Annotated in this window: 22 protein-coding genes; 11 read left to right on the forward strand and 11 right to left on the reverse strand. The window is 68.2% G+C overall.

Annotated features, from left to right (window positions below; all coding sequences use genetic code 11):
* Window positions 1–524, reverse strand: a 524-nt coding sequence (locus tag ABZV58_RS17535; RefSeq protein WP_355001173.1) for a pyridoxamine 5'-phosphate oxidase family protein, incomplete at its 3' end; no start/stop codon positions are given.
* A 3-nt stretch (window positions 525–527) separates the two neighbouring features.
* On the opposite strand from ABZV58_RS17535, the gene ABZV58_RS17540 reads away from it, so the two are divergent.
* Both ABZV58_RS17540 and ABZV58_RS17545 read left to right on the forward strand, forming a co-directional pair.
* Window positions 528–1,526: a zinc-binding alcohol dehydrogenase family protein gene (locus ABZV58_RS17540; protein ID WP_355001696.1), complete on the forward strand. Its 999-nt coding sequence runs from the start codon at window positions 528–530 to the stop codon at window positions 1,524–1,526.
* 308 nt (window positions 1,527–1,834) lie between these two features.
* Entirely contained in the window at window positions 1,835–2,860 is a 1,026-nt protein-coding gene (locus ABZV58_RS17545; RefSeq protein ID WP_355001174.1) for a hypothetical protein, read from the forward strand.
* Between the two features lie 120 nt (window positions 2,861–2,980).
* Here the strand turns inward: ABZV58_RS17545 and ABZV58_RS17550 are convergent, their stop codons facing one another.
* The 3 genes from ABZV58_RS17550 to ABZV58_RS17560 all read right to left on the reverse strand — a co-directional run bounded on the left by ABZV58_RS17550 (window position 2,981) and on the right by ABZV58_RS17560 (window position 5,573).
* A complete protein-coding gene (locus ABZV58_RS17550; protein WP_355001175.1) occupies window positions 2,981–3,460 on the reverse strand; it encodes a nitroreductase/quinone reductase family protein in 480 nt (159 codons plus the stop codon).
* A 3-nt stretch (window positions 3,461–3,463) separates the two neighbouring features.
* On the reverse strand, window positions 3,464–4,060 hold the full coding sequence (locus ABZV58_RS17555) for a PadR family transcriptional regulator (protein ID WP_355001176.1): 597 nt from the start codon (window positions 4,058–4,060) through the stop codon (window positions 3,464–3,466).
* A gap of 175 nt (window positions 4,061–4,235) precedes the next feature.
* Window positions 4,236–5,573 (reverse strand): wax ester/triacylglycerol synthase family O-acyltransferase, encoded by a 1,338-nt coding sequence (locus ABZV58_RS17560; protein WP_355001177.1) that lies wholly within the window; start codon window positions 5,571–5,573, stop codon window positions 4,236–4,238.
* A gap of 150 nt (window positions 5,574–5,723) precedes the next feature.
* Here ABZV58_RS17560 and ABZV58_RS17565 point away from each other — a divergent pair, with 150 nt between their 5' ends.
* Genes ABZV58_RS17565 through ABZV58_RS17575 form a run of 3 tightly spaced genes read left to right on the forward strand, consistent with a single transcriptional unit; the run spans window position 5,724 to window position 7,088 of the window.
* Window positions 5,724–5,894: a CopG family transcriptional regulator gene (locus ABZV58_RS17565; protein WP_355001178.1), complete on the forward strand. Its 171-nt coding sequence runs from the start codon at window positions 5,724–5,726 to the stop codon at window positions 5,892–5,894.
* Window position 5,895: 1 nt separating this feature from the next.
* Window positions 5,896–6,237 carry a VOC family protein gene (locus ABZV58_RS17570; protein WP_355001179.1) on the forward strand — a complete coding sequence of 114 codons (342 nt, stop codon included), beginning with the start codon at window positions 5,896–5,898 and terminating at the stop codon, window positions 6,235–6,237.
* Between the two features lie 11 nt (window positions 6,238–6,248).
* On the forward strand, window positions 6,249–7,088 hold the full coding sequence (locus tag ABZV58_RS17575) for a class I SAM-dependent methyltransferase (RefSeq protein WP_355001697.1): 840 nt from the start codon (window positions 6,249–6,251) through the stop codon (window positions 7,086–7,088).
* A 23-nt stretch (window positions 7,089–7,111) separates the two neighbouring features.
* Here ABZV58_RS17575 and ABZV58_RS17580 read toward each other — a convergent pair whose 3' ends face one another.
* A complete protein-coding gene (locus ABZV58_RS17580; protein WP_355001180.1) occupies window positions 7,112–7,591 on the reverse strand; it encodes a GNAT family N-acetyltransferase in 480 nt (159 codons plus the stop codon).
* Window positions 7,592–7,684: 93 nt separating this feature from the next.
* On the opposite strand from ABZV58_RS17580, the gene ABZV58_RS17585 reads away from it, so the two are divergent.
* The 4 genes from ABZV58_RS17585 (at window position 7,685) to ABZV58_RS17600 (ending at window position 10,298) form a co-directional block, all read left to right on the forward strand.
* A complete protein-coding gene (locus ABZV58_RS17585) occupies window positions 7,685–8,338 on the forward strand; it encodes a PAS and ANTAR domain-containing protein (protein ID WP_355001181.1) in 654 nt (217 codons plus the stop codon).
* Between the two features lie 252 nt (window positions 8,339–8,590).
* Entirely contained in the window at window positions 8,591–9,292 is a 702-nt protein-coding gene (locus ABZV58_RS17590) for a ubiquinone/menaquinone biosynthesis methyltransferase (protein ID WP_355001182.1), read from the forward strand.
* 47 nt (window positions 9,293–9,339) lie between these two features.
* A complete protein-coding gene (locus tag ABZV58_RS17595; RefSeq protein ID WP_355001183.1) occupies window positions 9,340–9,924 on the forward strand; it encodes a TetR/AcrR family transcriptional regulator in 585 nt (194 codons plus the stop codon).
* The gene (locus tag ABZV58_RS17600; protein ID WP_355001184.1) at window positions 9,921–10,298 is read left to right on the forward strand and encodes a hypothetical protein; all 378 of its coding nucleotides are present in this window, start codon (window positions 9,921–9,923) and stop codon (window positions 10,296–10,298) included. Before ABZV58_RS17595 ends, ABZV58_RS17600 begins: the two co-directional genes overlap by 4 nt.
* Window positions 10,299–10,595: 297 nt before the next feature.
* Here the strand turns inward: ABZV58_RS17600 and ABZV58_RS17605 are convergent, their stop codons facing one another.
* Complete coding sequence (locus ABZV58_RS17605; protein WP_355001185.1) at window positions 10,596–10,805, reverse strand: hypothetical protein; 210 nt, start codon at window positions 10,803–10,805, stop codon at window positions 10,596–10,598.
* Window positions 10,806–10,860: 55 nt separating this feature from the next.
* Between ABZV58_RS17605 and ABZV58_RS17610 the strand changes: the two genes are divergently transcribed.
* Entirely contained in the window at window positions 10,861–11,595 is a 735-nt protein-coding gene (locus ABZV58_RS17610; RefSeq protein ID WP_355001186.1) for a TetR family transcriptional regulator, read from the forward strand.
* Between the two features lie 39 nt (window positions 11,596–11,634).
* A complete protein-coding gene (locus ABZV58_RS17615) occupies window positions 11,635–12,501 on the forward strand; it encodes an SDR family NAD(P)-dependent oxidoreductase (protein ID WP_355001187.1) in 867 nt (288 codons plus the stop codon).
* Window positions 12,502–12,630: 129 nt separating this feature from the next.
* Here the strand turns inward: ABZV58_RS17615 and ABZV58_RS17620 are convergent, their stop codons facing one another.
* The 5 genes from ABZV58_RS17620 to ABZV58_RS17640 all read right to left on the reverse strand — a co-directional run bounded on the left by ABZV58_RS17620 (window position 12,631) and on the right by ABZV58_RS17640 (window position 17,234).
* A complete protein-coding gene (locus ABZV58_RS17620) occupies window positions 12,631–12,984 on the reverse strand; it encodes a hypothetical protein (RefSeq protein WP_355001188.1) in 354 nt (117 codons plus the stop codon).
* Window positions 12,985–13,005: 21 nt separating this feature from the next.
* Window positions 13,006–13,503, reverse strand: coding sequence for a helix-turn-helix domain-containing protein (locus ABZV58_RS17625; protein WP_355001189.1), 498 nt, complete (start codon window positions 13,501–13,503; stop codon window positions 13,006–13,008).
* Between the two features lie 156 nt (window positions 13,504–13,659).
* Complete coding sequence (locus tag ABZV58_RS17630) at window positions 13,660–14,490, reverse strand: hypothetical protein (RefSeq protein WP_355001190.1); 831 nt, start codon at window positions 14,488–14,490, stop codon at window positions 13,660–13,662.
* Window positions 14,491–14,564: 74 nt separating this feature from the next.
* Complete coding sequence (gene katG / locus ABZV58_RS17635; protein WP_355001191.1) at window positions 14,565–16,796, reverse strand: catalase/peroxidase HPI; 2,232 nt, start codon at window positions 16,794–16,796, stop codon at window positions 14,565–14,567.
* A 33-nt stretch (window positions 16,797–16,829) separates the two neighbouring features.
* Complete coding sequence (locus ABZV58_RS17640; protein WP_174554798.1) at window positions 16,830–17,234, reverse strand: Fur family transcriptional regulator; 405 nt, start codon at window positions 17,232–17,234, stop codon at window positions 16,830–16,832.
* Between the last annotated feature and the right edge of the window lie 288 nt (window positions 17,235–17,522).

Here is a 17,522-nt window from a genome sequence, read left to right on the forward strand (position 1 = left end):
CGCACGATGAGCAGGTTGTTGTCGAGTAGGTGGTTGACGGGGCGGATGGCGGGCAGTGCGTCGTGGGTGTAGACGACGCGTCCGAACGGTGCTTGCGCGAGGAGGGTCAATGCCTCCTCGCGCGTCAATTCGATGAGGTTGTGGTCGGTTCGGTCGACGGTGGGGGAGCCGCTCACCGTCGCGTGCCTTGTCCGATGGCGCGGTGAGGGGTCGGGCGTGTACGCCGTGCGGCTGATCTCACCGTGGCGGTCGGTTCGCAAGGTCCCACGTGCTGCCCTATCCGTGCGCGAGTGTGTTCGATGTTCCATGTCATCAGCTCGGCCGCGCTTTTCGTCAGGGCCGAAGGTCGCAGGCCTGGAGGACCAAGGGTTTCGGAGCCCGCGCCGGACAAGCCGCGTTCGGTCGTCCAGGTGAGGCCGCCGCACGGCCGGGCATACCCGGCACATGCGGGACTCTCTCGATGTCCGGACAGCGCGCACGATGGAGAGCACAACCGAGAGGAGCCTGTCGTGGGAGCACGGCATTCGATGCGGGCGTGGCGGGTGAGCACGCCGGGTTCACTGGACAGCCATCCCCTGGGAATGGCACACGAGCCCATCCCCGAACCTGGGCCGGACGAGCTGCTGGTACGGGTCCTGGCGTGCGGGGTGTGCCGTACCGATCTGCACGTCGTCGAAGGTGACCTGGCCGTCCATCGCCCCGGCGTGGTCCCCGGGCACGAAATCGTCGCCGAAGTACTCGCCGTTGCGGCGGGCCGCGACGATTTCGCGATCGGTGACCGAGTCGGCATCCCCTGGCTGCGCCACACCTGCGGGGTATGCCGGTACTGTCGCCGCGGCGCGGAGAACCTCTGCCCGCACTCGCGCTACACCGGATGGGACGCCGATGGCGGATACGCCGAATGCGCCACGGTCCCAGCGGATTTCGCGCTGCGTCTACCGGCGGGCTATACCGACGAGCAGGTCGCGCCGCTGCTGTGCGCGGGCATCATCGGATTCCACGCGCTGCTGCGTGCGGCACTGCCCGCGGGCGGTGTGCTCGGCATCTACGGGTTCGGTGGAAGCGCGCATCTCACCGCGCAGGTCGCGATCGCCCAAGGCGCGCGGGTACACGTGATGACCCGTGGCGCGGCGGCGCGGGACCTCGCCCACACTCTCGGCGCGAGTTCGGTGCAGGGCGCGACCGACGTCCCGCCCGAACCCCTGGACTCGGCCATCCTGTTCGCTCCCGCCGGAGAACTGGTCCCTGTCGCGCTGGAAGCCCTCGACGCCGGTGGCACTCTCGCGCTGGCCGGAATCCACCTCAGCGACATACCGCCGCTGAACTACCAGCGCCACCTGTTCCGGGAACGCCAGCTACGCAGCGTCACCTCCAACACTCGGGCCCACGCCCGCGAATTCCTCACCTTCGCCGAACGACACCACCTGCACGTCTCCACCCACCGCTACGCCCTCGATCGCGCCGACCAGGCGTTGAACGATCTGTCCCACGGCCGCTTCGACGGAGCCGCGGTTCTGATCCCGTAAGCGCGGAATTGGGGAGTTGCCGGTCATCTCCGCGTTCGCGGCGATGGTCGCCCAAGACGAGGCACTGCGCCGCCGTCAACGCCTGAGACCGGGGCCCGGCCGTGATCCGGCCGGGCCCCGCCGACGAGCGTTCCGAGAACCGCGTACGCCTCGCGCGTGCCGCAGCCCCTGTTCGGCAGTGGGCGCGGCTGCGTGGATGGGCGCCCGGGCGTGTGCCGTGGGGTTCACGCGGCGATGTGACCATCGGCCCTCGAAGAGCGGCACAATTCCCGTCTCGGCGAGGCCCGCGCCCTGGGGACACTGGATTCATGACCGACAGCACAGCGACTCCCGCATCCTCCGTGCCGGATATGCCCACCCTGCTGGCGGCGCTGCGACTGGCCGTCCGCGCCCCCTCGGTACACAACACCCAGCCGTGGCGCTGGGAGTTCGACGGCACCCGGCTGCACCTGTTCCGCGACGACGATCGGCTGTTGATCGCCGCCGACCCGCAGGGACGCCAGCTGGTCATCAGCTGCGGCGCCGTCCTGCACCACCTGCGCACCGCGCTGGCCGCGCGCGGATGGCACACCGACACCCAGCGCGTGCCGGTGCCGACCCGCCCGGAGCTGCTGGCCACGATCGGCTTCCGGCCCTGGCCCGACCCGCCGCCCGGGGTCCTCACCCGCGCCGCGGCCATCGAGCGACGCCGGACCGACCGGCTGCCGCTGAACCCGCCACCGGGCTTCGGCGAGCTGGTGCACGCCGCGCGGATGCTGCTCAGCCCGCACGAGGTCGAGCTCGACGTCCTCGACGACAGCGCCCGCCCGCTGCTGGCGGCCGCTTCCGAGCACGCCGGGGCCAACCGCCGCTACGACATGGAATACCAGACCGAATTACATTGGTGGGCAGGGCATTCCGGGGCTCCCGAAGGGGTGCCCGCCGATGCGCTGGCCTCCGAGGCCGAAGCTTCCCACGTACCGATCGCTCGCAAGTTCCCCTCCGCGTCGCATTCCGATCGCCGCGGCGACCTCGACGACCAGGCCGCCTTGCTGGTGCTCAGTTCGCCCGGGCACACTCCCGCGGACTGGCTGCACGTCGGCGAGGCCCTGTCCGCGCTGCTGCTGGAATGCGCCTCCGCCGGGTTGGCGAGCTGCGCACTGACCCACATCACCGAACTCACCTCGGCGCGCGAATCGATCCAGTCGGTGCTGACCGGCGCGGGCATACCGCAGGTCATCATTCGGGTCGGCGCCGCACCCGCGGACACCGCCGCATCCGCGCCGACGCCACGTCGGCCGATCGAAGAAATCCTCACCATCCGCGATACCGCCGCGCATTCGCCAGGAGGTTGAGGTGTTGGCTCCGGAGCCGGGGTGACGGCGGTCGGTCGTCGTCACCCCGGGCCCGGTTCCCGTCCTGCGAAAAGCGCTGTGCGATAGGGCGCTCCGAGTCGAGGTGCTGACCGACCGCTGTCACCGCCTGGAATCGGCAGGCGCCTCCGCTGCGCGCGACGGTTCGATCCGAAACACCGGGCAGCGCGGCGCGGCCGCGGCGAACGCGTCCGGGTCCGCGGACTCGACCGCACCGGCGTTCAGCATGAACCGCACCCCGTGCGGCACCTTCCGCGGGAATTCGCGCAACACCGCGGCACGTTCGGAGATCGGCAGCTCGATCAGCGAAACCCGCTGTTTCCGCCGCCCTTTCGCGAGCACGCCCCAACCCGCGGCGCGCGCGTTGCGCACCCAGTCCGCGTCGTCGAATCCCCCGACCACGTACGTCACGCCGTCGACGGTCAGCGGCGAGACCGGGGTGGTACGCAACGTTCCGGTCTTCCGGCCGGGCACCGAGAGCACTCGCATGGTGCCCAGGGTCAAGCCGACGCCTTGCAGTGCGATCACCATCCGGTTGAACGGCTTCAAGCGCCGCCGCATGCGATCGTTCTCGCTGGTCATGATCTACTCCTCGTCACTTTCGGTGAATTCGTCGTCCGGCCAGGGCATTCCGTCGTCGATATCGCGAGCTACTCCGTCCAGCCACGCGATCTCCGCGGCACGCACATGCTGGAGGTACTCGGCCTCCAACAGCACCGCACGCGGCAGTCCGGTCGAGTGCTCGTCCAGCATGCGGGCGGTATCGGTGTGGTCCTCGCGCAGTCGTCGCGCACGTCGGCGCAGCAACTGTGCCGCCGCTGGCGGTGCGAGCGCGGGTAGGTGGGCCAGCGCGGCGACGAAACGTGGATATTCGTTCACCGGTTCGGCGAGGAACCGCTCCAGCAGCTCGTGCAACATCTGCCGACCGGCCTCGGTGATCTCGTACACCGTCCGCTCCGGTCGAGACCCCTCGCGCGCCGTACCGGCCTGTCGCACCAGCCCCGCCCGTTCGAGGCGGCCGATCGCGTCGTAGAGCGAGCCGCCGCGCATCTTCACCACGTCCTCGACGTGCCGCTCGCGAATGGCGATCTTCATCTCGTAGGGGTGTCGTGGCTGCTCGGCCAGCATGCTCAGCACCGCCATCGTCAGCGGCGTTTGCAGCGCGCGCAGTTCTCGGGCCACCGGTGTCCTTTGGTCGAGTTCGGCTAGTCGAATTCGACTATATAAGAACGCACGGCGTTCGGCATCCCTCGCGAATAGGCGGCCGCCTGCCTCTTGTCGACGAAGTCGCCCGTGCGCAGCCGGATTGCGGCATGTGTGGTCCTCGCTGGGTCACCCGGCGACACCGTCGCGGTGGCTAGGGACAGCTGTCCAGGAGCCGGTCGACGGTGGTGGTGATGGTCTCGGCGAGCAGGTCGAGGTCGGGGGTGGTGTCGTAGTCGCCGGTGATACCGAAGCCGAGGTGGTCGCGGTAGCTCAGGATCGCGATGGAGGTGCGCAGTCGCATGGCGATCGGCGCGAAGGGGAACATTTCCAGGACCTCGTGGCCGTGGAGCCGCAGGGTGCGGGTGGGGCCGGGCACGTTGGTGGCCAGTCCGGCGATGCTGTGCTGCGGGAAGCGCAGTGCGGTGCGTACCGCCCAGGCCAGCGGTGCGAAGGGTATCCATTTGGCGAGCGAGAGAATCGAATTCGCCGCGCCCGCTTCGCCGCTGGCCTTGTGCTTGTTCAGGCGCCGGTGCACGGTGCGCAGTTGGTCGAGCGGGTCGTCGAGTTCGGTCGGCAGCTGCGGCAGCATGGCCGAGACCCGGTTGTCGAGCACGCCGTCGGCGTCGGTGGTGCGTACCGATACCGGTGCCAGGATGCGGACGGTCTCGGTGTCGGGTTGTTCGTCGCGGGCGAGCAGCATCGCGCGGAACGCGGCGGTCACCGCGGCGAGCGCGACGTCGTTGACCGTCACGTCGAACGCGGCGCCGATCTGTTTGACCTGTGCCAACGACACCCGGGCGACGGTGTAGCGGCGTTGGCGCCCGATCGGTCCGGTCAGCGAGGACCCGCTCTCGGGCACGATCGCGTTCCACGCCAGCGGCGCTGCCGCGCGTACCGTGCGCAGCAGCGCCGCCGGCGCCTGAACCGGCAGTCGCAGTCCCTCGGCGAGCAGCGCCCGCCAATCCCGGCCGCGGTCGGCGCCATTGTCCGACTGGTGGCGGTTCGGGGTCGGGGAGTCGGAGGGGGGATCGCAGAAGCGTTGGAACAGCGAGATGCCAGAGACGCCGTCGAGCATGCTGTGGTGGGCGGTGAGAATCAATGCCCAGCGCTCACCGGCCAGGTGTTCGACCACGGTGCAGCGCCACAGTGGGTGGTCGCGGTCGAGTCGCTGCTCCATGACGGTGGCCACCATCTCCCACAGTGCCGGTTCGTCGCACGGTTGCGGCAGCGCCGCCCAGCGCAGGTGATGGCCCATATCGAAGTGCGGGTCCTCGACCCACTGCGGCGCGCTCAGATCCCAGAGGGCCCGCCGCAGGCGCTGGCGCAGGCGCGGGTTCACGCTGATCCGTTCGGCCAGGTGCGCGGTGAATTCCGCACGCGGGCCGGGACTTCCGCGCAGGATCGCCACCGCGCCGATGCCGAGGCTGACGTGTTGATCGACGTCTTCGAGTTCCATGAATCCCGAATCCAACGGACCGAGCTCGCTCATCCGACAATCCCATCCCGATCTCGTCTCTCGCTGCTCATTCCTCGCGTACCCGCTCGGCGCGATCCAACCCGATTTCGGCGAATCGGCGTGGTCGCGGATCGGTCTCGCGGCGCTAGCAAGCTAGTAAGCTAGCGTGCTAGCATTTGTCCCGTGGGCGACGAGGATGTGAAGCAGTTCAACGTCTACCTGCCGATCGGACTGATCAAGCAGGTCAAGTTCCAGGCGATCGAGTCGGGAATGTCGCTGTCGGCGCTGGTCGCCGAGGCGCTGCGCGCCTACCTCGACGACACCCACCCGAAGACATCGCCGGGAGAGGATTGACATGAAGACCGAAGGCATCGAAGCCGTGTTCCTGGAGACGCACAACTGGGGCAAACAGGCGAGATTCCTGCGTGAACTGGGATTCGAGGTCGAGTTCGAGACCGGCCACAGTTCCGGCCAGTTCCGCAACGGCGACGGCCCCTATGTCTTCGTGGCCGAGGTTCCGCCGACCAGCGAGCCGCGGACGCTGTTGGTTCTGAAAGTCGCCGACACGGCGGATCGCCCTGGTGGCGACGTCGAGATCGTCAACGAGTTCGAGCCGACCCATTACGGCACCCAGGAGATGACCGTCCGCGACCCCGACGGGCGACTGTGGAATCTGCAGGCGCCGGGCAAGGAGTGAGTGCTGTGCCGATCATCGCTCCGGATCACACCGCGGTCCGGGTCGCGCTCTGGCGGGCCCTGCACGCGGAAATCGATGCGCCGCCTCGCGTTTTCGACGACCGGATCGGTCTGCGGCTGGCCGCCCCCGAGGACGGCTGGCGGGACCGCCCCGATATGGATCCGCGGACGACGAGCCCGATGCGCGCGGGGATCGTGTCGCGTGCCCGCTTCCTCGAGGATCTGCTCGCCGAGCGGATCGACCGCGGCGTGGATCAGTACGTTCTCCTCGGCGCCGGGCTGGACACCTTCGCGCAGCGCCGGCCCGAGCTCGCCGCGCGGCTGACGGTGTTCGAGGTCGACCAGCCCGGCACGCAAGCGTGGAAGCGGCAGCGCCTCGACGAGCTCGGATTGGGCGTTCCGGACGGATTGCGCTGGGTGCCCGTCGATTTCGAGGTCGACTCGTGGTGGGAGCGGCTCCTCGCCGCCGGTTTCGATCCGGGTCGCCCCGCGGTCGTGGCCTCCACCGGCGTCTCCATGTACCTCAACAGGGAGACGAACATCGCTACCCTGCGCCAGCTTTCGGCGCTCGCGCCGGGGTCCTCGCTGGCTGTGACGTTCATGCTGCCACTCGAACTCGTCGGCGCCGAGGAGCAACGGATGCGCCGGTTCGCCGAGCAGGGCGCCCGAGCCTCCGGCACCCCGTTCATCAGCTTCTTCCGGCCCGACGAAATAGTGGCGCTCGCCGAGGAGTCGGGTTTCGCTTCAGCCGAGCACATTTCGTGCGAGGAGCTGACCCGCCGCTACTTCGCCGACCGCACCGATGGACTGCGGCCCGCGGAGTCGGAGCAGATTCTGGTGGCACGTACCTGACCGACTCGCTTTCGCTGGTTCTGTCATGGTGACAGTCGTACCGATGAGGGACCGAGCGTGCGGACGAACGTCACCATGTCGCGTCCCGGACCGTTGTAGTCGGCGGTCCGGTCGTGGACGACGAAACCCATTGCCGCGTGGAAGGCGATCGAGTTCGTATTGCCGGGGGAGGTGATCGCTTTGATCACCGTGCGTCCGTCCGCGCGAGCGTCGGCGATGAAGCGCTGGTACAGCCGCCGTGCCAGTCCGCTGCCGCGCAGCTGCGGATGCACGCCGACGAAATGGATGTAGGCCTCGGCTGGGTGATCGGGCGAGCGGAAGCCGACGAGGAACCCGGCCAGCGCACTGTCGCGTTCCGCGATCAGGCTGGTGCCCGCGAAATGATCGAAGAACAGTCGTGGCAAGGACGCCGAAACCGTTCGGCCCCACCAGGAATCGACGACCGCGACGACAGCGTCGTAATCGTCGGCCGTCGCCGGTCGCAATCGCGCATCATCCACCACGAACGTCGATTCTGTCAGCCCATCCCGAACGAGCAGGTCCGGCAGTCGGCCCCGGTCCACCCGCTCGCGGCGCACGGCGGCGATACTTTCCGGGTGACAGAAACAGCCGGGCTCCATGCGGTGGACGCCAGCCCCGAGCAGCCGCCCCGGGCCGGGAGCTTCCGCTTCTGGTTCGCCGACCAGCGCTGGGAATGGTCCGACGAGGTCGCCGCCCTGCACGGGTACGCCCCGGGCACCGTCGTCCCGACCACCGAACTGCTATTGGCGCACAAGCATCCCGACGACCGCGCCGAGGTCGCCGACACCCTCGTCGCGGTGGTGCGGACCGGTCAGCCGTTCTGTAGTCGGCACCGGATCATCGACACCGCCGGGGTCGAGCACCACGTGCTGGTGGTCGGCGACCAGTTGCGCGATCACACCGGTGCGCTGGTCGGCACCGCGGGCTTCTACGTCGACGTCACCGACAGCGTGGACGAGACCCGGCGCGCGGTCCTGAACGAGGCGTTGCCGGAGCTGGTGGAGGCGAGGGCGGTGATCGAGCAGGCCAAGGGCGCGCTGATGCTGGTGTACGGGATCAGCGCCGAGCAGGCGTTCAATGTGCTGGCCTGGCGTTCCCAGGAGACGAACACCAAACTGCGCATTATCGCCGAGAAAATGGTCGGCGCGCTGCGCGATTTCGGCGGCGGTTCGGTGAGCACCCGCACCCGGTTCGACCACCTGCTGCTCACCGTGCACGAACGCCCCTGAGCCACAGGGCCGGTCGCTCTCGGCCCGGCATCGTCGGGCCGGGCCGACTGTTCGACCGCCCCCGGCGATGCCCCGTATCAGAGCGGCACCCGCCCGCTGCTGGGTCGGCACCCGCGTCCACGGCCGATGACCTGTCTCGATACGCTGTTGTACGCCCGGTTCGGACTCCGCCGACTTCTGTTGGCCAGCGCCCTATTTCGGCTACGTCGACAGGTCCGGTCGCGAGTCCGAAAGATCAGCAGTGGAGACCGAGTGACCATCGACAAGAGCAAAGGCGCCGAAGTACACGGGATCTTCGAGAAGATCGCCGGATACTACGACCGGATGAACTTCCTCATGACGCTCGGCAGTCATGGACGATGGTGCCGCGAAGTGGCCGAACGGGTCGCGCCGCCCGCGGGTGGACAGCTGTTGGACATCGCCACCGGGACCGGCGTGATCGCTTTGGAATCCGCACGGCGGTATCCCTCGGTCACGGTGACGGGCGTCGACTTCTCGGAGGAGATGCTGGCGCGCGCCCAGACCAAGCCCGGTGCGCAGTCGGTTCGATGGCAACGCGCGGACGCGGCTCGTCTGCCGTTCGACGACGAGACATTCGACGGGATCACCGAAGGCTATCTGCTCAGGAACGTCGAAGACTTGGAAGGCGTGCTCCGCGAACAGCACCGGGTCCTCAAGCCCGGCGGCCGGATCGTCGTCCTCGAAACGTGTCCGCCGAGCGGGCCGGTGAAGCCGATCGTGGAGTGGGGGATGCGCCTCGTCGTTCCGCTGCTCGGCCAGATCGTGGCTCGGGACCGGTCGTCCTATACCTATCTCGAATCCAGCACGCTCGCCTTCGCCGCACCGGAGCGCCTCGCCGAAATCCTGCGGGGGCTCGGCTTTCACGACATCGGGTGGAGCAAGAAGTTCCTCGGCACCAACGTCGTCCTGTGGGCCACCAAGTCGAGGGCGTGACGGGCCAAGTGGTGATTACCAAACGGGTAGACCCGTAAGGTAATTGCATGAGCACGCAGACAACGGCCGGGCGACCGCGCGACGAGCGCACCCACCGGGCCATCCTCGATGCCACCGAAGGACTGGTGATCGAATCCGGTTACGCGGCGGCCTCGGTCACCGCGATCGCGTCGCGCGCCGGAGTCGGCAAGGACGCGATCTATCGCCGCTGGTCGGGTAAGCCGGAACTGGTCTACGAGGCGCTGTTCACCGCCGTCGACACGGGTCCGGTGCCCGACACTGGGACGTTGGGCGGCGATGTCACCGCTTTGACCGCCGCGTTGATCGCCGAGTTCAGCACACCGGCCGCGGTCGCCGCGTTGCCGGGGCTACTGGCCGATTTCGCCGCCGACCCGCAGCTGCGTTCGCGGGTGCGCACCGCGTTCCTGGCTCCGGCCAAGGCGCGCATGGTGGAGGTCTTCGACCGCGCCCGGGGGCGCGGGGAGCTCGATGGCGAGGTCGATGTCGAGCTGGTGCTCGACACGTTGGCCGGTGCGGTGTTCTTTCACCTCGGCCTGCTCGGTGAGCCGGTGACCGAGACGTTGGCCGATCAGCTCGGCCGCATCGTGACCACCGGGATCGGTGCGCGATGAACGGCTGGTTGCTGGGCGCGGGCATCGCCGCGGCCGCCGTCGCGGCAGTGCACGTGATCGCCGGACATGTCGACCCGGTGCGACCGCTGCTCGACAGCGCGCTACCGGACGTCCCGAAGCGGACAATGCACGTCGTATGGCATTGGGTCAGTGTCGATCTCGTGCTCACCGCGATCACCCTCATCGTGTTGGCGGTGGCCGAGCCGTCGGGCACCGAGCTGGTCGCGCTGCTGACCGCTCTGCATTTCGCCGCCTACTCGGTGGTTTTCGTGGTCATCGCGGCCGCTCTACCGGGACCGCGACGACTACTGCGCCTTCCCCAGTGGATCCTGTTGGCTCCGATCGCCTTGCTGGCCTTTGTCGGCGCCGCGTGACCGCCGCGCCTTCGGCGGCCACCGATTCTGCGCTGCGCCGCGCCGAGATCGGTCGTCCCCGGGCGCGGCACCCAGCGCATCGCGACCGATCCCCATATCGTGCCCGAAGCGACGAGCTCTTGGAGGGGTCGATCCCGACCCGGCCTCCGAACGGGGCTTCGACCCGGCGATCGACGAGCTGCCCCCGGCGGTGAACACCACCCACGGCTATCAGCCCGACCTCGTGGCCCTCTTCCGCTGCGCGGCCCAGCGAGACGCGGACGCCTGAGCTTCGGGGCGCCGAGGCGGGGATCGAGCTCAGCTATCGGTGGCGTGGATGTGCGGGGTGGGTTGCTGCAGTCGCCAGCCGCCGCCTTTGCAGTCGGCGGGCAGCGGGGGTAGCCGGTGTCCGGCGACGTCGGTGCTGAACCGGTGCCCACACGAAGTCGGACCGCAGCACTCGTAGATCCCGCTGGCCGGGGCCTTCTGGCCCGGCTTGAAAATCTCGTTCTCCTGGAACTTCGTCATACTCCGCCGATACCCGGCAACCCGTTTCGTACACCGGCCGCTGGACGACGACGGCATGTCGGTGGCAGGCCCGAAGGCGCTGGGGGATTTGGCACGGCGCCTTGAACCGGCCATCGCCTTGCGTGGTGTTACTTGGTCGAGTAATTTCTTACTTGTGCGAGTAACGGACGGCTCCGAACCCCTGTCTCCGGCGGCCGCGGAGCGGCGCAGGCAGATCGTGGCCGCGACGATGGAGGTGCTAGCCGAGTACGGCTACGCGCAGACGTCGTTCGCGAAGATCGCGAAACACGCCGGTCTGAGCAGTACGAGGCTGATCTCCTATCACTTCAGCGGTAAGGAAGACCTGATGCGCGCCGTCGTGGTGGCGGCGAAAGACGCTGCGGTGGAATACATTCAGCCGCGCATTCTGGCCGCGTCCGGTCATCGGGCGCAGCTGGCGGCCTACATCACCGCGAACATGGAGTTCATGCGAGACCGAACGACCGTCCTGCGCGCGCTGATCGAGCTCAACAGCAATGCCCGGGCGGCGATCGGCGAGCCGTTCCTCGACGACGCGGGCGCCGACTCGCCGCTGCCGCCGCTGGAAGCAGGTCTCCGCGCGGGCCGATCAGCAGGCGAATTCGGCGATTTCGATGCCCATGTGATGGCGGTGACGCTGCGCGCGGCCATCGAGACCATCGCGATCCGCTATGCCGAGGGGCAGGTCAGTGATGTCGATTTCTATGCGGCGCAACTCGTTACGTTGTTCGATCGGGCGGCCGCTCCGCAGCCCGCACGCGCGACCGACTGACGTCGAGCAGTCCGGAATATTCGAACCGAAAGGGAGCCAATGAAACTGGAACCAGGACAGGTAGCGGTGGTGACCGGCGCCGCCAATGGCATCGGACGGGCCGTGGCGCAGGCGCTGTGCGACCGCGGGATTCGAGTGGTGCTCGCCGACATCGATGGCGAGGCCGTCGCGAAGGCCGCCGACGAACTCGGCGCCGAGACCCTCGCGGTGCCGACGGATGTCGCTGATCCGGAGCAAGTTCAGCGACTGGCCGATGCCACTGTGGAGCACTTCGGCCGGGTCGACCTGGTGTTCAACAATGCCGGAATGGGTGTGGGCGGACCGATCTGGGAAGTCGCGCCCGACGACTGGCAGCGGGTCTGGGCGGTCAATGTGCAGGGTGTCGTCAACGGGATGCGTGCCTTCGTCCCGCATTTCATCGCGGCGGGGCGCGGTCATGTCGTCAACACCTCGTCCCTGGCGGGCGTCACGGTCGGTCTGCTCAACGGCCCCTACACCGCGAGCAAGCACGCGGTCGTCTCGCTGACCGAGGCGCTACACGGCGAGCTGGCCGTACTCGCGCCCGGGGTCGGCGCCACGGTGGTGTGCCCGGGGCCGGTCGACACGCAGATGCTGCGCGGTCTCACCGACGGCATCGGCTCCTTGCTCGGCGACGGCGGCGTCCCCGCGCAGCCCACCGAAGGATGGTTGGGCACGCTCACCCCGGAGCAGTGGGGGCGGCTCGCCCCTGGATTCGGCGCGATCACCCAGCTGGCGAACGAGGCCATGCCCGCCGCGCGGGCCGCGGAGATCATCCTGACGGCGGTCGAGGCCGATCGTCTCTACGTCACCACCCATCCGCACTGGGCGACGCAGGCCGGCGACCGGGTCGCGAAGATCGTGGCCGATATGCAGGCATCCGCGTAGTTCGCGGCCGGTTCCGGGCAGCGGGCGCTCCCTCGCCGAGGCGGTCGTCTCCGCACGCGTCACAACCGCTCGGAGGCCATCTCGGCGAGGGCGCGGGCATGCCCGCCAGGCGTCAGCTGCTAGGAAAACTCAACGAGCACAGGCCTTTTCGATCAGCCCGACCACATCGGCGGGGTTGTCGACCTGGACCACCAGCCGTGCGTACCGCTCGTCGGCCAGTTCGATGACCACGGCCTTGTCGGGATCGCGAACGTCCCAGAACACGCGTTCCCCGTCGATGTGGAAGGTTCCCGCTGTGATCACCCGGGGGAAGTGCGTCCCAGGCGCGCGAATACCTTTGCGCTCCTTGATGATTCCGGGGTCGACGGTCGCGCCGCGGACGTTCGCCAGCGGGATCACCAGGCGACTCTTCAACGCCCACAGCTTGTCCAGGCCTTCCATGCGGACCACCAGATCCCTGCCGTCGATGCTGACCTCGGCCATCTCGTTCTCCTTCGTTCGTATCTATCGATCGGTCTGTGTTCGTCCGGTGAACTCGTCCGCGATGCGGGCCACGTCGTCACCGGCGCGGGCGCGCAACCGAAGTCCCAGCAGTGTCGCGGTCGACAACGCTCCGTCGCCCAACGCCGCGGTGACCGCGTCGAGTTCCGCGAACGCGCCCGTCACCTCGGCGGCGACTTCCGGATCCGCCGCACCCTGCTCGATGGCCGCCATCAGTAGTAGATCCAGGCTGCCGATCCCGTCGGAAACCACTGCGGCGCAGAGGATTCGCAGAGGATCATCGGCGGCCGCGATCGCGACCAGGCTCTGCTTGCGTGCCGCTCGCAACGCCCGCAGATACAACCCGCGCTTGCTGCCGAAGGTGCGATACAGGCTGTGGCGGTGCACGCCGAGGTGGCCGACGAGGTCGTCGATCGACACGGCGTCGAACCCCCGCCGGGCGAACAGTTCCGCTGCCGACTCGACAACAGCTACCTCATCGAATGTTCTCGGTCGCGCCATGTCATCACCCTACCGAGTTTGGGAACAACTAGTCAAGAACGGTAGTTCCCAAACTCGTGTGTGGGCGTTCGACCCTCGGTCGACGCACGTAAGAACCGTTACGAGGCCACTTCTAGAGGAGGCGGCGCGCCCGGCTCATGACGGCCGCGTCGGCATTCACCATCCGCCGTCGAACAACGCCAAGAGCGCCGGTCCCGGATCCGCCACGGTGGTCGTGTTCGCGACGACGACAACGATCGAGGCCAGCGACGACAACGCGGCGAGAACACCGAACGACCCCAGTACGCGCCTCGCTCGCGTGTCGGCCGATCTCGGGAATCGCTTCCACGCCACCACACTCAGGCCGAGCAGAACGATCGCCACGACCGTGGCGATCACGGCCATCGCCACGTGATAGAGCGAGAAGTCGCTGATCATCACCGCCAGCGCAGGGGAAGTTTCGCCATTCCCGCTCACCGACTCGGCGAGTTGCTGCCTGACTCGAGCGCGTGTCTCGGCGTGCTCACTGTCGGTGTCGCCGCCCGTCAACATCGGCAGCAGCGAGGCATAGGGCGCCACCGCACCTTGGACATTGGCCATCACCGCCAGCAGCGAGAACACCGCGAGCGCTGTGACGACCACCCCGGCCGACGCGAAGGCGGCATTCCTGCCCGCGCCGAGACCGCGGCCTCGAAGAAATGCCCGCCACAGCAGAGCGCCGAGCGCGACGAGCACGATCAGCAAGAGCGCGGCGATCACTCCCTTGGCCACGTGGTACCGAAACCAGTAATCCACAACGCTTTCCAAGGCCGGGGAGAAATCCCGGTCGCCGGAACGCCAGTACTCGACGAACGCCGCGCGGAAAGCGTCGCGGAGATCGCGCTCGTCGGCGAAATCGCCCGCCAGCGCGCGCGGAGCGACGACGAACGCGGTCGCGAGGACCACGGCGAGAGCGCCGAGCGCACCGAGTGCGCGACCGAGTCGCGACGGGGCCAAAGGTGCGGACAAGAGACTTCCTTCGGTTCGAACAAAGGAATCCCAGGCCGACCCCGAAGGGTGGGCCTGGGATTCACCACTACAACTCAGCGGACGTCGAAGCGATCGTTGTCGACCACCTTGACCCACGCCGCGACGAAGTCGTTCACGAACTTCGCCTGGGAGTCCTGCTGCGCGTACACCTCGGCGATCGCACGCAGCACCGAATGCGACCCGAAGATCAGATCGTTGGCGGTCGCCGTCCACTTGGATTCACCGGAGCGCCGGTCGGAGCCCTCGTACACGTTCTCCGCCGACTCGGACGCCTTCCACTCCGTGCCCTGGTCGAGGAGGTTGACGAAGAAGTCGTTCGTCAACGTGCCCGGCCGGTCGGTGAAGACGCCGTGCTCGGTGCCACCGTAGTTGGCGCCGAGGGCGCGCAGGCCGCCGATCAGGACGGTCAGCTCGGGCGCCGTCAGATCGAGCATGTACGCCCGGTCGACCAGCAAGCGCTCCAGCGGAGCCTTCTCGCCGATTCGCACGTAGTTGCGGAAGCCGTCGGCCCGCGGTTCGAGCACCGCGAACGACTCCACGTCGGTGTTCTCCTGCGACGCGTCGGTGCGTCCCGGTGTGAACGGCACCGTGACGTCGTGGCCCGCGTCCTTGGCGGCCTTCTCCACCGCCGCGGACCCGGCGAGGATGATCAGGTCGGCCAGCGAGACCTTCTTGCCGCCGGACGCCGAGCTGTTGAAGCGCTGCTGGATCTGCTCGAGCACGGGCAGCACCTTGGCCAGCTCGGCCGGTTCGTTGATCTCCCAGTTCTTCTGGGGCTCCAGCCGAATCCGGGCGCCGTTGGCGCCGCCGCGCTTGTCGGTGCTGCGGAAGCTCGCCGCCGACGCCCACGCGGTCTTGACCAGCTGCGCGACCGACAGGCCGGACTCGAGAACCTCGCTCTTGAGGGCCGCGATGTCCTGCTCATCGATCAGCTCGTGGTCGACGGCGGGCACCGGGTCCTGCCACAGCTGCGGTTCGGCGACCCACGGACCGAGGTAGCGGCTGATCGGTCCCATGTCGCGGTGCAGCAGCTTGTACCACGCCTTGGCGAACGCCTCGGCGAGTTCCTCCGGGTGCTCCAACCAGCGACTGGTGATCTCGCGGTAGATCGGGTCTTCCCGCAGGGACAGGTCGGTGGTCAGCATGGTCGGGGTCCGCGCGGGGCCACCGAACGGATCCGGGATCGCGCCTTCGCCCGCACCGTCCTTCGGCTTCCACTGCCAAGCGCCGGCCGGACTCTTGGTGAGCTCCCACTCGTAGCCGTACAGGTTCTGCAGGAAGCCGTTGCCCCACTTGGTCGGGGTGGCGGTCCAGACGACCTCCAAGCCGCTGGTGATGGCGTCCTTGCCCTTGCCGGTGCCGTGGGCGCTCTTCCAGCCCAGGCCCTGCTGCTCGAGCGGGGCGGCTTCGGGTTCGGCGCCGACCAGCCCGGCGTCACCCGCGCCGTGGGTCTTGCCGAAGCTGTGGCCGCCGACGATCAACGCGGCGGTCTCCTCGTCGTTCATCGCCATGCGGCCGAACGTCTCGCGGATGTCGCGCGCGGCGGCCACCGGATCGGGCCTGCCGTTGGGCCCTTCCGGGTTCACGTAGATCAGGCCCATCTGGACCGCGCCGAACGGACTCGCCAGCTCACGATCGCCGCTGTAGCGCTCGTCGCCGAGCCAGGTGTCCTCCGGGCCCCAGAAGACCTCTTCGGGCTCCCAGATGTCGGGTCGGCCGAAGCCGAAGCCGAAGGTCTGGAAACCCATCGACTCGAGCGCCACGTTGCCCGCGAACACCAGCAGGTCGGCCCACGAGATCTTGTTGCCGTACTTCTGCTTCACCGGCCACAGCAGTCGGCGAGCCTTGTCCAGGTTGGCGTTGTCCGGCCAGCTGTTGAGCGGCGCGAAACGCTGGGCGCCCTGACCGCCGCCGCCGCGTCCGTCGGCGATGCGGTAGGTGCCCGCCGCGTGCCAGCTCATCCGGATGAACAGGCCGCCGTAGTTGCCGTAGTCGGCGGGCCACCAGTCCTGCGAATCGGTGAGGACCGCCGCGACATCGGCCTTGAGGGCCTCGACGTCGAGTTTCTTGAACTCTTCCGCGTAGTCGAAGTCCTCGCCGAGCGGGTTGGACTTGGAAGAGTGGGCGTGCAGCACCGAGACATCGATCTGCTCCGGCCACCAGTCTTTGTTGGATCGGGGGCGATGTTCGGTCTTCTGCGTGGGGGAGGGGATCGCCGGGTTCTCGGTCTCGCTCGTGCTTCGAGTACCGGTGTCCGGAGCGGGTGGACGACTATCTGATGTCACGACATTCCTTCCTGAATGAGGTGCGGGCTGCGATCAGGGACGTTGAGATGCGGCGCAGTCGGGACACAGACCCCAGTAGATGACCTCGGCCTCGTCGATGGCGAAGCCGTGGTCCTCGGATGCGGTCAGACAAGGGGCATGGCCGATCGCGCAGTCGACATCGGCGATCGACCCGCACGCCCGGCACACGACGTGGTGGTGGTTGTCGCCGACCCGCGACTCGTAACGCGCCACGGAGCCGGACGGTTGGATGCATCGGATCAGGCCCGCGGCGGTGAGCGTGCGCAGCGAGTCGTACACCGCCTGGTGCGACACCGCCGACAGGCGCGAACGCACGGCACGGATGATCGAATCCGTGTCGGCGTGCGGGTGATCGTGCACCGCGCCGAGCACCGCGACTCGCGGAGCGGTCACGCGGAGCGAAGCTCCCTGCAGCATCTGCTGGAATTCCTCGGCAGTGTGCACGGACGAAAGTCTTGTCCGTTTTCTGGAACGAGTCAAGCATTTGTCCGCGGGAGGTCCGTCCCCCGACTCGATCGTGCGAAGGACGGACCGCTTCCCCGACGGCCGCGGAACGCCGCCACGTTCGCGGGCCGACTAGACCCTAGCCGCCGACCCCGGAATCGGCGTGCATCGACACCTCTCGGGTCGAAATTCGTCGAATCCGTTGTGCCCCTGCTCTCGGTTTGTGGCAGCCGCGCCGCGCGTATGACAAGATCGCCCGGT

It is taken from the genome of Nocardia sp. NPDC004654 (genome assembly GCF_040609595.1).
Classification (GTDB): domain Bacteria; phylum Actinomycetota; class Actinomycetes; order Mycobacteriales; family Mycobacteriaceae; genus Nocardia.